Raw genomic sequence first — 15,424 nt, forward strand, 5'->3', positions numbered from 1 at the left:
TTTATGATTAGAAGAGCAAAAGAAACAGATATTCCACGCATGATTACATTACTTAATCAGGTGCTTGAGATACATGCAAAGATAAGACCTGACATTTTTGTATCAGGCAAGACTAAGTATTCAGTAGCAGAGTTAAAAGAAATCCTGGCTGATGATAATAAGCCTGTTTACGTTTACACAGATGAAAATGATGAATGTATGGGCTATTGCTTCTGCGTTCTTAGGGGGATTCCCAAGGCAGATTTTATGGCTCCTATAAAGATTCTTTTTATTGATGATCTGTGTGTGGATGAGTCAAAAAGGGGAGATCATATAGGAAAGAAACTATTTGACCATGTTAAAGAAGAAGCTAAAAAGCTTGGATGCTATGAAGTTACTTTAAACGTCTGGGAAGGCAATGACAACGCTATTGCCTTTTATAACAGCCTTGGCATGAAGGTAAAAGAGTATCAGATGGAATTGATTTTATAATAGATACCTTTGTAAAAAGAGCTGACGAGGCTTTATACAATGCAAAAAAAACCGGAAGAAATAAAGTAGTATTTGCAAAATGACATAAATAAACCCTCTGGCCAAATGGTCAGAGGGTTTGTCTTTTAGATGTTTGCAATATCTTCCTGTGAAAGGAGCTTTAATCCTTTTCCTGTAAGTTTTGCTTCAGCAGCCTTTGTATCAGCAACTCTGAAGATCATGTAAGCGTGGTTGGAAGAACCTCTTCCGGGAAATGCATACATATACTCGATGTTAACAGATGCATCGGCAAAAACTTCCAAAAGCTTATCAAGTCCACCTGCCTCATCAGGAATCTCAACTGCAAGAACTGAAGTAAGGCTTGCGACGAAGTCATTTTCTTTTAAAGTATTTACAGCTTCTAAAGCGTCATCAACGATTATACGGGCAATTCCAAAATCCTTGGTCTCAGCAAGGGAAGTGGCACGCATATCTATGTTGTTTTTGGCCATTACGCTTGTGAGCTTTTTTAATGTGCCGGGTTTATTTTCAAGGAAAACTGATATCTGTTTTATACTCATGATAGAATCCTCCTATATTTCTAGTATAGAATAATTTTTGAATAAATACTGCAAAAATATAGATAAAACTCAGATTTTTCTCTTATCGATAACTCTTACGGCTTTTCCTTCGCTTCTTGCAATTGACTTTGGTGCAAGGAGAGAGATCCTTACCTTGATTCCAAGCATTGAGTACATATCTGTAGCAAGTTTTTTCTGACGTTCCTCGATTTCACCGACATTATCTGTGAACATCTCAGGTGTCATTTCTACCTGAACATCAAGAGAGTCAGTGTTGTTGGCTCTGTCAACAACTATCTGGTAGTTTGCAGCATATCCATTGTTCAAAAGAACTGTTTCAATCTGGCTCGGGAATACATTTACACCTCTTACTATAAGCATGTCGTCTGAGCGGCCCATTGGTTTAGCCATTTTGATGAATGTTCTTCCACAGGAGCACTTGCCTCTTGTAAGTTTGCAGATATCTCTCGTGCGATAGCGAAGCATTGGGAAAGCTTCTTTATCTACGGCTGTAAATACCAGCTCGCCCTGTGAACCTTCAGGAAGCACTTCCTCAGTGTCAGGATCGATGATTTCTGCAATGAAGTGGTCCTCATTTATGTGCATACCGTTTTGTTCACAGCATTCAAAGGCAACTCCGGGACCTGAAAGCTCTGTAAGACCATAAATATCATAGGCTTTGATTCCTAAAGTGGATTCTATTTCCTGACGCATTTCTTCACTCCAGGCCTCTGCACCAAAGATTCCTGCCTTAAGAGGAATATCTTCAGGCTTGTAGCCTTCTTCTTTGAAACGCTCTGAGATATATGCAGCATAACTTGGTGTGCAGCAGAGGATAGTGGCCTTAAGGTCATTTATAAACATCATCTGTCTGTCAGTGTTGCCGGAGCTTATCGGAACTGTAAGGCAACCAACTTTATGAGAGCCACCGTTAAGGCCGGCGCCGCCTGTAAAGAGACCAAAACCATATGCAATCTGGCAAATATCCTCGTTAGTTCCACCGGCAGCCATGATAGCTCTTGCGCAGCAGTCTTCCCAAAGATCAATGTCATGCTGTGTATAGAAAGCGACAACTCTTTTTCCTGTTGTTCCGGAAGTTGAGTGGATTCTTACGCAGTCCTTCATTGGAGCACCAAGAAGTCCTGTCGGATAAGCATCTCTTAGATCTTTTTTTGACAAAAATGGTAGCTTATGTAGGTCGTCAACTGACTTTATATCATCGGGAGTAACGCCTTTTTCCTCCATTTTTTTCCTGTAGTAAGGGACGTTATCCCAAACTCTTTTTACCTGCTTTACAAGCTTTTCACTCTGAATCTTTTTTATTTCTTCATAAGGTGCTGTTTCAATTTCTTTCTGAAAATATTGCTCCATATCTTTTTCTCCCCAAAACAATTCTTATTATGCGAAGTTTTTGCCAAGCTCGAAAGCTTTTTTATTCATATCGAGGAATTTGGCAGGTACATTGGCTTCAAGGCTCTTCATCCATTCATCTTCAGGAAGATCGAAGTAGTGTGAGAGTCTTCCAAGTAAAACAATATTTACAGCCTTTGAGGAACCGGCCTTTTCTGCAAGAGTAAGGCAGTCGAGAGCATCCACCTTTGCACCTGTAGATCTAATCTTATCAATAATATTTTCAGGATATTCAGCTGCTCCTGTAATTACCGGCATAGGATCTATCTGCTGAGTGTTTGTGACGATCTGTCCATCCTTTTTAAGGTATGGAAGCCATCTTGCAGCTTCTAAAGCTTCAAAGGAAACAATGTAATCAGCCTGACCTTTATCGATGACAGGAGAGAAGACTTTATCGCCGTACCTTACATAAGTTACAACACTTCCTCCTCGCTGGCTCATGCCGTGTACCTCAGAAACTTTTACATCAAATCCCTGAGCCATTAAAAGATGTCCTAAAAGTTTGCTGGCAAGAAGTGAACCCTGTCCGCCTACACCAACGATCATAATATTTTTAGTTTCCATTGTTTCAAGCCTCCTTTTCCGGAGCATTAAAGGCTCCAACCGGACAGAGCTGGCTACATACATTGCAGCCTACACACAGTGTTGTATCAATTCTGGCCTGTCCATCTTTCATGGAAATTGCAGGGCATCCAATTCTCATACAGGATTTGCAGCCCACACATTTATTCTTATCCACGCTAAGAGGAGGATTGTGTTTTACGTATTTTAACAGTGCACAAGGGCGTCTTGATATTATTACGGAAGGAGCGTCCGCAGAGAGTTCTTCCTTGAGGACTTTATCACATTCTTCAAGATCATAAGGATCAACTACGCGAACTCTTTCAAAGCCCATAGCTCTGCAAAGGGCTTCAAGATCGATCTTTCCTGCAGGGTCACCTTTTATGTTGTAGCCGGTTGTAGGATTTTGCTGGTGACCAGTCATTCCGGTGATGGAATTGTCGACAATTATGATAGTTGAGTTTGACTGGTTATAAGCAACGTTTGCAAGACCTGTCATTCCTGAATGCATAAATGTAGAATCACCGATAACAGCAACAGTTTTGTGCTCACTTTCGGCACCTCTTACTTTGTTAAAGCCATGGAGCGCGCCAATTGAAGCTCCCATACAAAGAGTCATTTCAATTGCACCAAGAGGTGGAACGGCGCCTAATGTATAGCATCCAATATCGCCTAAAACAGTGCAGTTATTCTTTTTAAGGGTATAGAAGAGTCCTCTGTGAGGGCAGCCTGCACACATAACAGGCGGACGATTAGGAATCTCGGCATCAAGGGCAAAAGAGTTCTCGACTTCTTTTCCGAATTTCTGTGCAATGAGGTTCTGTGAAAATTCATCAACGATTGGTAGAAGCTCTTTTCCTGTTACTTCAATTCCAAGAGCTTTTACATGATTTTCAATGATAGGATCAAGTTCTTCTACAACAAAGAGCTTCTCAAACTTTGCAGCAAAGTCCTTTATAAGCTTTTCAGGAAGAGGATTGGTCATACCAAGCTTAAGAACGCTTACGGAGTCTCCAAAAACCTCTTTTACATACTGGTAAGAAGTTGAACAGGTAATGATACCTATCTTTGTATCACCCATTTCAACTCTGTTGAGAGGACTCTCTTCAGCATAAGAAATAAGGTCTTTAGTTCTCTGCTCAACGATAGGATGGCGCTTTTTGGCATTGCCCGGCATCATTACGTATTTTGCGATATTTTTTTCGTATGGCTTATCGGGAACAGTTCTTTCGCCTGTACTTACGAGAGACTGAGAGTGTGCAACTCTTGTGCACATTTTTAAAAGAACAGGAGTGTCAAATTTTTCAGAAATTTCATATGCAAGCTTTGTGTATTCAAGGGCTTCGCTTGAATCAGAAGGCTCGATCATAGGAACTTTGGCAGCGATAGCGTGGTGTCTTGAATCCTGCTCGTTTTGAGATGAATGCATCCCTGCGTCATCAGCAACTACGATCACGAGACCTGCATTAACTCCTGTGTAAGACATTGTGTAAAGTGGATCTGCAGCCACATTAAGACCAACGTGTTTCTGAGCGCAGAAAGCTCTTTTTCCTGCAAGTGATGCGCCGAAAGCAGATTCCATAGCCACCTTTTCATTAGGAGCCCATTCACAGTATATATCATCATATTTTGCAGCTTCTTCAGTTACCTCTGTACTTGGAGTACCGGGATAGCTGGAAATGAAGCATACTCCGGCTTCATATAATCCCCGGGCAACAGCCTTGTTGCCAAGCATGAGCTGTTTGCCATTGTTTTTGCTCATTTATAATCCTCCTACCTTCTTGAATATTTCGCACAATTATATAAAACAGATATTGTTCTGATTTAAAGTGATAAAGTGCATATACAATTAGGATAATAAAAATAAAAAAATAAATCAAGGATGAAATAATCGAACTTCACTTGTATTGACCTTTTTAGCAAATGTCTTTATAATTAACTTTAGCGCTTTAAAGCGTACAAGAAGGGGATTACAATATGCCGATTACAGATTTACTAGAAAGAAACAGCAAACTTTATGGGGAAGAGGTTGCTCTTGTGGAGATAAATCCTGAAATAAAAGAAGAGCAGCGAGTAACATGGAAGGAATATGAGCTTATTCAGCCCACAAGTACTTCCTATTACAGAAGACAGATCACATGGTCTGTATTTGATGAAAAAGCTAACAGAGTAGCCAATATGCTCATGGAAAGAGGCATAAAAAAAGGACAGAAGTGCGCTATCTTGCTTATGAACTGTCTCGAATGGCTGCCTATATACTTTGGAATATTAAAATGCGGAGCTGTAGCTGTTCCGCTTAATTTCAGATTTACATCTGAAGAAATTGATTATTGCCTTAAAGCTTCTGATTCTGATGTCCTTTTCTACGGACCAGAGTTCATCGGAAGAATCGAGGATATTGCTGAAAAGTTGAAGAAGGAGATGCTTCTTTACTATGTTGGAGACCAGTGTCCATCCTATGCTGAGGATTATTACAAGCAGGTTTCAAACTCATCTTCAACAGCGCCAAGAGTCCTGATTGAAGATAAGGATGATGCAGCGATATATTTTTCCTCAGGAACTACAGGATTTCCTAAGGCAATTTTGCATATACACACTGCACTTATGCAGTCTGCCAAAATGGAAGCAATACATCATGAGACGACACATGATGACAATTTCCTCTGCATTCCGCCGCTCTATCATACAGGAGCCAAAATGCACTGGTTTGGATCACTATATACAGGAAGCAGAGCAGTTCTTTTGAAGGGCAATTCACCGGAAGCGATATTTAGAGCAGTTTCTGAAGAACACTGCACAATTGTATGGCTTCTTGTTCCGTGGGCGCAGGATATTCTTGCTGCACTTGATAGCGGAAAGCTTAAGATGGAAGATTACAAATTAAGTCAGTGGCGTCTGATGCACATAGGTGCTCAGCCGATTCCACCAAGTCTTGTTCGCCATTGGCTTCAGTATTTTCCTCATCATAAGTATGATACCAACTATGGCCTTTCAGAATCAACAGGCCCAGGCTGCGTGCATCTTGGAATGGAAAATGTCCATAAGGTAGGCGCCATAGGTGTTCCAGGTTATGGCTGGAAGACCAAGATAGTAGATGAAGAAGGAAATCCTGTTAAGCAGGGCGAAATCGGAGAGCTTTGTGTCAAAGGTCCGGGGGTTATGGTCTGCTATTATAAAAATCCTGAAGCAACAGCTGAAATCCTTAAAAACGGATGGCTCTTTACCGGTGATATGGCTCGTCAGGATGAGGATGGCTTTATATTCCTTGTTGACCGTAAAAAGGACGTTATTATTTCGGGTGGTGAGAATTTGTACCCTGTTCAGATTGAGAGCTTCCTGATGAAAAATGACAAGATTCACGACGCCGCTGTTATAGGTCTTCCTGATCAGCGTCTTGGTGAAATTGCTGCTGCAATTATCCAGGTGAAAGAGGGAATGACTCTTACTGAGGAAGATGTAGATGCTTTCTGTGTTGACCTTCCAAGATATAAAAGACCAAGAAAAATTATTTTTGACAAAGTAATCAGAAATGCTACCGGCAAGATTGATAAGCCTAAGCTCAGACTAAAGTATTGCGGCGATCATCTTGTAGAAAAGCAAAATCAGGGATGATCATATTACGGGCATACGTATTTGTGACAAAAATAAAGGGAAGTACCTTATTTGGCGCTTCCCTTTTTTCATTAGATTTTTTTATCTTTATCGGCAATCATCGCAAGGGTAAAAGAGATATCATTAAGAGTCTGAGTCATATTCTGTATCATTAGTTCTATTTTCTTAGAATCTGATACTTCTTCTTTTTGGAAGCGTTCCTTCATTTCTTTGATTCTCTTATCCTGCAATGTTTTAACTTCTGATACTCTGCTCATCACTACCTCCTTGATAATATGATTGATATTGAATAAATATCTTTACATTCAATTATAAAGGTTTTTCGATGGAAAAACTGATTTTATGTTTAATTTAATATCTTTTTAACTATTTGATAATCGATTATCTGTGATCCCATGATGCAACACTTAAATTTATTTCGATTTCAATTGCGATAACTGTTGCAAATGAGATTGAAATAATCTAAAAAATGTATAAAATTTATTGTTTGGTTTAATTTAATTTCAAAATATTCGTATAATAAAGTAATAGAGCACTTTAATTTGCAACTATTTATCTTTTTGTGCATATTAAAGGGATTTATAATCAAATATAAAATAATATTTTTATGGAGGAGTTATTATGTGGAACAGAAGTGAAGTTAAGGAAAATGGTAAAGCTAGTTTTAAGAGGAATTATTGGAAGTCTGTAATAGTTGCATTTATTTATACACTATTTTTTACATCAACTTCAGCTACATTTAAGAACAATCAGGAGCAGCTTTCAAGTTCTTTCTCTGAAGAGGCTGCAAGTGATCCATCATTTATGGTAATACTTCTTATTGCTCTTGGAATTGTTGGTACAATCTTACTTATCCTAAAGTTGGTTGACCTTTTTGTTTTCAATCCATTGGAAGTTGGATGCAACAGATTTTTCCTTGTTAATCAGGAAACTGATGCTGATTTTCCTGAATTATTGCATGCATTCAAAAACAATTACATAAATACAGTTTTAGGTCTTTTTATCAGAGATATAGTGATCGGACTTGGATGTATCTGCTTCCTGATTCCTGGATTTATCCTCATGTATTCATACAGGATGGTTCCATATATTCTTGCTGAAGATCCAACAATATCAGCTATTGATGCTCTTAAAAAGTCAAGAGCCATGATGAAGGGACAGAAATGGGCATGCTTTGTATATGATCTTTCATACATTGGATGGTATATTTTATCACTTATAACTATTGGAATTGTTGGTTTGTTCTATGTTAATCCTTATAAGCAGAATGCCGATGCTGAGCTTTATAGAAGAATCAGAGGGTAAAAGATATATAGCAACAATTTAATAATTACTGACATATCAAGGATAGGCTTGTAAATACGAGCCTATCCTTTTTGCCATTACAGGTGATCACTGCTCAATAATATTCCAAGAAAAAAATACTTGCATTATACCCCATGGGGGTATATTATGTTTTCAACAAATAAATTTTGTAAAATCTATCGTGTACAGGAGATTGTTTATGTCGTGTCCGAAATGCGATGCTAATGCATCAGTTAAGACAAAGGTTAGGGAAGAAAAAGAATATAAAGATCTTATCAACAGGCTTAAGAGAATTGAAGGCCAGATAAGGGGCATAGAAGGAATGGTTGAAAATAATTCCTACTGTACAGATATCCTTACTCAGGTCGCTGCTGCAAATAAGGCACTCAACAGTTTTGCAAAAGTTCTTTTATCTAATCATATAAAAACCTGTGTGACAAATGACATAAGGGCAGGCAAGGATGAGACTGTAGACGAACTTCTGGATGTTTTACAGAAAATGATGAGGTGATAAAAATATGGATAAATACATTGTTACAGGCATGAGCTGTGCAGCTTGTCAGGCAAGAGTTGAAAAGGCTGTAAGCAGTGTAGAAGGTGTTAAGAGCTGTAATGTTAATCTGCTTACCAATTCCATGGGTGTTGAGGGTTCTGCAAACGAAGCGGATATTATAAAAGCAGTAGAAAATGCCGGATATGGCGCACAGCCTATGTCACATAAGATAAATGCTCAAAGCGGTGAGTCTTCTGAAAATTTAAAATCAAATGATTTTGCGATGGAAGAAGAGGCTCTTAGAGATAAAGAGACTCCTATCCTTAAGAAAAGACTTATCACATCAATTGGATTTCTTGTGGTTTTGATGTACTTTTCCATGGGGCATACCATGTTTGGATGGCCACTTCCTTCATTCTTTGAAGGAAACCATGTTGCTATGGGTATGGTACAGATGATACTTACGATCATTGTCATGTTTATAAATCGCAAGTTTTTTATAAGCGGATTTAATGGGCTTTTCCATGGCGGCGCCAATATGGATACGCTGGTTGCCCTTGGAAGTTCAGCAGCTTTTGTGTACAGCCTTGTAGCTCTTTTTCTTATGACAGACGCACAGGTAAAAGGCGACTCGGAAGCAGTAATGTACTTCATGCATGAGTTTTATTTTGAATCTGCTGCAATGATCCTTACACTTATCACTGTTGGCAAGATGCTTGAAGCAATGAGTAAGGGCAGAACAACAGATGCCATAAAGAGCCTTATGAAGCTTGCCCCCAAGACTGCAAATATCATCAATGAGTCAGGTGAAGAAAAAGAAGTATCAATCGAAAATGTTCAGATCGGAACAGTATTTGTAGTAAGACCTGGTGAAAGCATACCTGTAGATGGCGTAGTCATTGAAGGAAACAGTTCTGTAGACGAGGCAGCCCTTACAGGCGAGAGTATTCCTGTTGATAAGGCTGTTGGAATGGAAGTATCTGCAGCAACCATTAATCAGTCAGGATTTATCAAGTGCAGAGCTACAAGAGTTGGAAGAGATACAACGCTTTCACAGATAATTCAGATGGTAAGCGATGCTGCATCAACAAAGGCACCTATCGCAAAAGTGGCAGATAGAGTTTCGGGAGTATTTGTCCCTGTAGTAATGGGAATAGCTCTTTTGACAATTATAGTCTGGCTCTTACTTGGAGCAGATTTTGGAAACGCACTTGCAAGAGGAATAGCGGTTTTGGTTATCAGCTGTCCATGTGCCCTAGGTCTTGCGACTCCTGTTGCCATAATGGTTGGTAATGGCATTGGTGCTAAAAACGGCATTATGTTCAAGACAGCAGCTTCACTTGAAATGCTTGGAAAGACTCAGATTGTTGCACTTGATAAGACGGGAACTATAACAAAGGGCGAGCCTATTGTCACTGATGTATTTTCTGCAGACTCAATTGATAAAAGTGGATATACCCCCAGTAAGTATGAAAATTTTGATGACAAACTAATTAAGATAGCAGGTCTCCTCGAGTCAAAAAGTGAACATCCTTTGGCAAAAGCAGTAATGAAGCATGTTAATGACCTTAACGTTGAGCTTGATGAAGAAATCACAGATTTCAAGGCGGTCTTTGGTAATGGACTTGAGGCAAACCTTGATGGTCACATTATACGAGGTGGTAAAAGACATTTCATAGAAAAATACGCAAGGATTCAGGGAGAAATACTTGAAAAGGCTGACGGGCTTGCAAGTGAAGGAAAGACACCACTTTATTTTTCTCAGGACAATAAACTTGTGGGCATAATCGCTGTTGCAGACACTATCAAGGATGATTCAGAAGAAGCAATCTCCCAGCTTAAGAACATGGGAATTAAAGTGGTCATGCTTACAGGTGACAATGAGAAAACTTCGATTGCTATTGGTAAAAAGGCCGGAGTTGACAACATTGTTGCAGAAGTCCTTCCTGAAGAAAAAGCGAAGGTGGTAGCAGACCTTTCAAAGCAGGGAATTACAGCCATGGTCGGTGATGGTATTAATGATGCGCCTGCACTTACAAGGGCTGATACAGGTATTGCCATAGGGGCAGGAACTGATGTGGCGATTGACGCTGCAGATGTCGTTTTGATGAAGAGCAGCCTTCTTGATGTTTCAAAAGCAATACGACTTTCAAGACAGACTCTTAAGAATATCCATGAGAACCTGTTTTGGGCATTCTTTTACAATGTAATAGGAATCCCGCTGGCCGCAGGCTGTTATATAAAGCTGTTTGGCTGGTCACTTAGTCCAATGTTTGGAGCTGCAGCCATGAGTTTATCAAGCTTTTTTGTAGTTACAAATGCTCTAAGACTTAATCTTTTTAATATAAATGATTCATCAAAAGATAAGGCTATCAGGCATAAAATTAAAAATATAGTTATAGAAGAAAGGAAAGATAAAATGACTAAGACACTTAAGATTGAAGGAATGATGTGTGGCCACTGTGAGGCTACAGTAAAGAAAGCTCTTGAAGGAGTTAGCGGAGTAGAAAGCGCTGTAGTAAGCCACCAGGACGGAACAGCTGTTGTAACAGTTTCAGAAGATGTTGCAAATGATGTTCTAAAAAAGGCAGTAGAAGATAAGGACTACAAAGTTACTGATATAGCATAAATAATAAAAAGGATTGGTTTGCCTCTTATGGCATACCAATCCTCTTTTAATAATAAGATTATATTTTTTACTGTTTTCCTGTTGTTCCAAAGCCGCCACGGTCTGTGTTTCCAAGGTGTTCACATTCATTAAAGATTATTTTGGGCTGGTTTTCCATAATGCGGAATTGGCAGATCCTGTCGTTGAAAGAAATATGAGTATCACGCATAGCGATAGCTGCCATGAACCATTGATCATTGTCACCACAGTATGAGTGATCAACTACGCCCATATGATTTGACTGGATAATGCCAAAGTTCTTATAAGTTGAACTTCTTGGTACAATGTGGGCTTCATAGCCTTCAGGTATTTCCATGGCTACGCCAAGCGGTATGAGATGAAATTCACCTTTTTTCAGGTCTACATCTTCGGCACTTCTTAGATCGATCCAGTCTGATTTTCCATCAATGTATGTAAGCTTTTCGATTTTGTCATTTAAATATTTGATCTTGATTTCTTTTTCCATTTTCTCTCCCAGCGTTATTCTTAATAGATATTATTGAACCATTATACAACGTCTTATGATGATTTGGGTAGAAGAGTAAGTATTGAAAAATATATTTGATATGGTAGAATGTCATTTGTTGTTTTGTTATAAAAAACGTGATATTACTATATAGAGACGCTTAAAGATAGTCATTTTCGGCGCCTCTAATAAAGAAGATAGGAGCAATTATGGTTAAGATTCGTACAAGATATGCACCGAGCCCAACGGGACGTATGCATGTAGGAAATTTAAGAACAGCTCTTTATGCTTATCTTATTTCTAAGCATGAAGGCGGTGACTATATATTAAGAATCGAGGATACTGATCAGGAACGTTTTGTAGAGGGTGCAACAGAGATCATCTACAGAACACTTAAGGAAACAGGTCTTATTCATGATGAGGGTCCGGACATTGGCGGACCTGTTGGACCATATGTTCAGAGTGAGAGACAGAAGGCCGGCATTTATATGCAGTATGCAAAAGAACTCATTGATAAAGGTGAGGCTTATTATTGCTTCTGCGATGAAGATAGACTTAAGACTCTTGTTCAGAAAATTGAAGTTGATGGTGAGACAAAAGAAATCAGTGTTTACGACAAGCATTGTCTTCACTTATCAAAAGAAGAAGTTGAGAAAAACCTTGCTGAAGGTAAGCCATTTGTTATCAGACAGAATAACCCAACAGAGGGAACAACTACATTCCATGATGAACTTTACGGAGATGTATCCGTTGAGAATAAAGAACTTGATGATATGATTCTCATTAAGTCTGATGGATATCCAACATACAACTTTGCTAACGTTGTAGATGACCATCTTATGGGAATCACTCATGTTGTTCGTGGTAATGAGTACATTTCATCATCACCTAAGTACAACAGACTTTATGATGCATTTGGCTGGGAAGTACCTAAATACATTCACTGCCCACTTATTACAGATGAAGAGCATCATAAGCTTTCAAAGAGATCAGGACATTCATCTTTTGAAGATCTTATCGAGCAGGGCTTTTTACCTGAAGCAGTTGTTAACTTTGTAGCTCTTCTTGGCTGGTCTCCTGAGGATAATGAAGAGATCATGAGCCTTGAAGACCTCATCAAAAAGTTTGACTACAAGAGAATAAACAAATCTCCTGCAGTATTTGATTATACAAAGCTTAAATGGATGAACGGCGAGTACTTAAAGAGAATGGATGATGACAGATTCTTTGAGCTTGCAAAGCCTTATCTTGAGAAAGCTATCACAAAGGATCTTGATCTTAAGAAAATCGCCAATATGGTTAAGACTAGAATTGAGATCTGGCCTGATATTGCACCAATGGTTGACTTCTTTAACGAAGTTCCTGAATATGACACAGCAATTTATTGCCACAAGAAGATGAAAACTGATGTTGAGAGCAGTTTAAAGGTTCTCAAGGAAGTTCTTCCTGTTCTTGAAGCACATGATGATTATACAAACGATGCACTTTATGCTTGTCTTTCAGATTTTGTTAAGTCTCACGAGTACAAGAACGGATATGTTCTCTGGCCAGTAAGAATCGCTCTTTCAGGAAAAGAGATGACCCCTTGCGGAGCTACAGAACTTATGGAAGTTATTGGCAAAGAAGAGTCAATTAAGAGAATTAAAGAAGGAATAGCATTACTTGAAAAATAATAATTTTCAAGGTAATTCCGCTCAAATGATGGCTATAAGTCATTACAAAGGCCCTGCAATGGTACTTGCAGGGCCCGGTAGCGGAAAAACCTTTGTTATAGTTTCGAGGATACGCTATCTCATAGAAGAAAGAGGCGTTGTACCATCCGGTATTCTGGTAATCACTTTTACCAAAGCGGCTGCTTTAGAGATGCAGCAGCGATTCATGAAAAATACGGATAGTTCTTATCCGGAAGTGACTTTTGGAACATTTCATTCTATCTTTTATCAGATAATCAAAAACTCTGGTCACTACAATTCCAAAAATATAGAAATTGCAAATGAAAGCTTTAAGCAAAAGATCATTTATAATATTCTTTTTTCTATTGCAGAAAAAGATCCGCTATTGAAAGAGGAAATGGACTCGGATACAGACATATGTAAGAATGTGCTCTCTGAAATATCAAGAATTAAGAACAGCTCTTTAAAGAGTGATGACTGCAACAGCTGTTTTGCCTTTTCAAAGTATTTTAATGAGATATTTGAGAAGTATAAAAGGGCATTAAAGGAATTTGAAAAAATAGACTTTGATGACATGATACTTTTGTGCTATGAGCTATTGTCTGAGGATGAGGCACTTCTTGAGCTGTGTAGAAAAAAGTATAGTTTTATCCTTATAGATGAATATCAGGATATCAATTTAATGCAGTATAAAGTTATTGAACTGCTGATGGGACAAGATAAGAATCTTTTTATTGTTGGCGATGATGACCAGTCAATTTATGGCTTTAGAGGTTCTGAGCCCAGGTTCATGCTTGAATTTGAGGATTCCTTTAAAGCTCATGACCCTAAAACCTATAATCTTAACATTAATTACAGGTGCGGCAGTGATATACTAAATAACGCACTTCTTGTTATTGGTGAAAATAAAGAAAGACTTTTAAAGAATCTAAAGGCAGATGGCTCAAATGGCACAGGATGTCTTGTTCCATTAAAGTTTACAACAAAAGAAAAACAGTATAATTCTATAAAATCTTTTCTTCACAGGCAAAAGGATAATCTTTCAAATATTTCTATAATCTGCAGAACCAATTCTGAATGTATGTCTATAGCAGCAATGCTAAAAGAAGAGAAAATCCCTACTAATCTTGATGAGTGCTCAAAGAGCTTTTTAGAGGCAGAAAGCGTTATGGTCTTAATTAATTATCTTAAGTTTTCGTGTGTAGAGAAAAGAAGAGAATTCTTTTACAAGATCATGAATAAACCTCTAAGGTATATTTCAAGAGAAGCAGTTCCTACAGAGATTGTAAATGAAATGGAAGTTAAAAGATTCTATAAGTCAAACAAAAGAATGCTTGAACAAGTTAATAAGCTTTTTTCCCAGATAAATATGATTTCGCATATGAGGCCGTCCTTGTCAATCAGGTATATAAGAAAAGAAATCGGGATAGACAGAGAATTTCAAAAAGAAAAAGAGCAACTTGATGAATTTGAAAGGCTTGCAAGAACATTTGAAGATACTAAGAGCCTTTTGAATGAAATTAACAAGAGATTTGGTGAAAGAGCTGATGAAAAAACTGTGATAAAAAGAAATAACGGAAATTTTGTAAAGCTACTCACTATGCATGGTTCGAAGGGGCTTGAATTTGATATGGTCTGGATTCCGGATGTTAATGAAGGAATCATTCCGAGCAGAGGTGCGGCTACAAACAATCAGATAGAAGAAGAGCGCCGCATGCTCTATGTTGCAATGACCAGGGCAAAAAAGGCGCTCATGATAAGTTATGTTACCGGAACTAAAGAAAATGCTATTCTTCCATCAAGATTCCTGCGGCCGATAAGATCAAAGTGGATGTTAAAATATGGTGATCAGCCGTCAAGTCCTTCTTCAGGAAGTTCTACAAGTTCATCAAATTCTACATCATCAAGATAGAGGTTGAAAGCTTCGGCAACAGCCTCATATTCAGCATCGTCACTTATATATCCAAGTTCAGGATCTTCATCCTCACCCTTGTAAATAAACTCATAAAACCAAACATTGCCATCGTTATTCTGTCCATTTTTATCGAGAGGAAGAAGCACAATGTAGTCTTTTGAATTAAAAGTAAGGACGATGATAATAGCACAAGTTACTACTTCGCCTCCGTCAAGCTCTACATCTACGGTCATCTGCTCATCGTTTTCAATCTTTGTATTCATGTCTGTGGCAATTTTAGAAAATTCCAT

At 38.4% G+C, this 15,424-nt stretch carries 14 protein-coding genes; 7 read left to right on the forward strand and 7 right to left on the reverse strand.

All coding sequences use genetic code 11. From position 1 onward, the window contains the following. Positions 1–3: 3 nt before the first annotated feature. Positions 4–471, forward strand: a complete 468-nt coding sequence (locus BM146_RS08630) for a GNAT family N-acetyltransferase (RefSeq protein WP_074887352.1) — start codon at positions 4–6, stop codon at positions 469–471. Between the two features lie 125 nt (positions 472–596). On the opposite strand, the gene BM146_RS08635 is transcribed toward BM146_RS08630, so the two are convergent. From BM146_RS08635 to iorA, 4 genes are all read right to left on the reverse strand, one after another. Beyond that, a complete protein-coding gene (locus BM146_RS08635) occupies positions 597–1,031 on the reverse strand; it encodes an acetolactate synthase (protein WP_074887355.1) in 435 nt (144 codons plus the stop codon). A gap of 69 nt (positions 1,032–1,100) precedes the next feature. Further along, positions 1,101–2,402, reverse strand: a complete 1,302-nt coding sequence (locus BM146_RS08640; RefSeq protein WP_074887358.1) for a phenylacetate--CoA ligase family protein — start codon at positions 2,400–2,402, stop codon at positions 1,101–1,103. A gap of 27 nt (positions 2,403–2,429) precedes the next feature. Beyond that, positions 2,430–3,005 carry an indolepyruvate oxidoreductase subunit beta gene (locus BM146_RS08645; RefSeq protein WP_074887361.1) on the reverse strand — a complete coding sequence of 192 codons (576 nt, stop codon included), beginning with the start codon at positions 3,003–3,005 and terminating at the stop codon, positions 2,430–2,432. 4 nt (positions 3,006–3,009) lie between these two features. Continuing rightward, entirely contained in the window at positions 3,010–4,764 is a 1,755-nt protein-coding gene (iorA, locus tag BM146_RS08650) for an indolepyruvate ferredoxin oxidoreductase subunit alpha (protein ID WP_074887365.1), read from the reverse strand. 215 nt (positions 4,765–4,979) lie between these two features. Between iorA and BM146_RS08655 the strand changes: the two genes are divergently transcribed. Next, entirely contained in the window at positions 4,980–6,614 is a 1,635-nt protein-coding gene (locus BM146_RS08655) for a class I adenylate-forming enzyme family protein (RefSeq protein WP_074887369.1), read from the forward strand. 71 nt (positions 6,615–6,685) lie between these two features. Here the strand turns inward: BM146_RS08655 and BM146_RS08660 are convergent, their stop codons facing one another. Further along, on the reverse strand, positions 6,686–6,871 hold the full coding sequence (locus tag BM146_RS08660) for a hypothetical protein (protein WP_074887372.1): 186 nt from the start codon (positions 6,869–6,871) through the stop codon (positions 6,686–6,688). A gap of 364 nt (positions 6,872–7,235) precedes the next feature. On the opposite strand from BM146_RS08660, the gene BM146_RS08665 reads away from it, so the two are divergent. From BM146_RS08665 to BM146_RS08675, 3 genes are all read left to right on the forward strand, one after another. Beyond that, a complete protein-coding gene (locus BM146_RS08665) occupies positions 7,236–7,919 on the forward strand; it encodes a DUF975 family protein (protein ID WP_074887375.1) in 684 nt (227 codons plus the stop codon). Positions 7,920–8,118: 199 nt separating this feature from the next. Then, positions 8,119–8,430: a metal-sensing transcriptional repressor gene (locus BM146_RS08670; protein WP_074887379.1), complete on the forward strand. Its 312-nt coding sequence runs from the start codon at positions 8,119–8,121 to the stop codon at positions 8,428–8,430. A gap of 7 nt (positions 8,431–8,437) precedes the next feature. Beyond that, positions 8,438–11,041, forward strand: coding sequence for a heavy metal translocating P-type ATPase (locus BM146_RS08675; protein ID WP_074887382.1), 2,604 nt, complete (start codon positions 8,438–8,440; stop codon positions 11,039–11,041). Positions 11,042–11,108: 67 nt separating this feature from the next. On the opposite strand, the gene BM146_RS08680 is transcribed toward BM146_RS08675, so the two are convergent. Next, on the reverse strand, positions 11,109–11,546 hold the full coding sequence (locus BM146_RS08680; RefSeq protein ID WP_074887385.1) for a dUTP diphosphatase: 438 nt from the start codon (positions 11,544–11,546) through the stop codon (positions 11,109–11,111). Positions 11,547–11,755: 209 nt separating this feature from the next. Between BM146_RS08680 and gltX the strand changes: the two genes are divergently transcribed. Next, positions 11,756–13,219, forward strand: a complete 1,464-nt coding sequence (gene gltX, locus BM146_RS08685; RefSeq protein WP_074887389.1) for a glutamate--tRNA ligase — start codon at positions 11,756–11,758, stop codon at positions 13,217–13,219. Between the two features lie 25 nt (positions 13,220–13,244). After that, positions 13,245–15,131 carry an ATP-dependent helicase gene (locus BM146_RS08690; protein ID WP_177201626.1) on the forward strand — a complete coding sequence of 629 codons (1,887 nt, stop codon included), beginning with the start codon at positions 13,245–13,247 and terminating at the stop codon, positions 15,129–15,131. Here BM146_RS08690 and BM146_RS08695 read toward each other — a convergent pair. Then, on the reverse strand, positions 15,068–15,424 hold the full coding sequence (locus BM146_RS08695) for a DUF1292 domain-containing protein (RefSeq protein ID WP_083413464.1): 357 nt from the start codon (positions 15,422–15,424) through the stop codon (positions 15,068–15,070). The two genes, BM146_RS08690 and BM146_RS08695, sit on opposite strands and share 64 nt — an antisense overlap.

The organism is Butyrivibrio proteoclasticus (genome assembly GCF_900115735.1).
In the GTDB taxonomy this organism is placed as follows: domain Bacteria; phylum Bacillota; class Clostridia; order Lachnospirales; family Lachnospiraceae; genus Butyrivibrio; species Butyrivibrio proteoclasticus_B.

Coding starts and splice junctions, on each gene's coding strand:
- BM146_RS08670 (WP_074887379.1), top strand. CDS start 8,119: ATGTCGTGTCCGAAATGCGATGCTAATGCATCAGTTAAGACAAAGGTT.
- BM146_RS08640 (WP_074887358.1), bottom strand. CDS start 2,402: ATGGAGCAATATTTTCAGAAAGAAATTGAAACAGCACCTTATGAAGAA.
- BM146_RS08645 (WP_074887361.1), bottom strand. CDS start 3,005: ATGGAAACTAAAAATATTATGATCGTTGGTGTAGGCGGACAGGGTTCA.
- BM146_RS08680 (WP_074887385.1), bottom strand. CDS start 11,546: ATGGAAAAAGAAATCAAGATCAAATATTTAAATGACAAAATCGAAAAG.
- BM146_RS08635 (WP_074887355.1), bottom strand. CDS start 1,031: ATGAGTATAAAACAGATATCAGTTTTCCTTGAAAATAAACCCGGCACA.
- gltX (WP_074887389.1), top strand. CDS start 11,756: ATGGTTAAGATTCGTACAAGATATGCACCGAGCCCAACGGGACGTATG.
- BM146_RS08695 (WP_083413464.1), bottom strand. CDS start 15,424: ATGGAATTTTCTAAAATTGCCACAGACATGAATACAAAGATTGAAAAC.
- iorA (WP_074887365.1), bottom strand. CDS start 4,764: ATGAGCAAAAACAATGGCAAACAGCTCATGCTTGGCAACAAGGCTGTT.
- BM146_RS08630 (WP_074887352.1), top strand. CDS start 4: ATGATTAGAAGAGCAAAAGAAACAGATATTCCACGCATGATTACATTA.
- BM146_RS08660 (WP_074887372.1), bottom strand. CDS start 6,871: ATGAGCAGAGTATCAGAAGTTAAAACATTGCAGGATAAGAGAATCAAA.
- BM146_RS08665 (WP_074887375.1), top strand. CDS start 7,236: ATGTGGAACAGAAGTGAAGTTAAGGAAAATGGTAAAGCTAGTTTTAAG.
- BM146_RS08675 (WP_074887382.1), top strand. CDS start 8,438: ATGGATAAATACATTGTTACAGGCATGAGCTGTGCAGCTTGTCAGGCA.
- BM146_RS08655 (WP_074887369.1), top strand. CDS start 4,980: ATGCCGATTACAGATTTACTAGAAAGAAACAGCAAACTTTATGGGGAA.
- BM146_RS08690 (WP_177201626.1), top strand. CDS start 13,245: ATGATGGCTATAAGTCATTACAAAGGCCCTGCAATGGTACTTGCAGGG.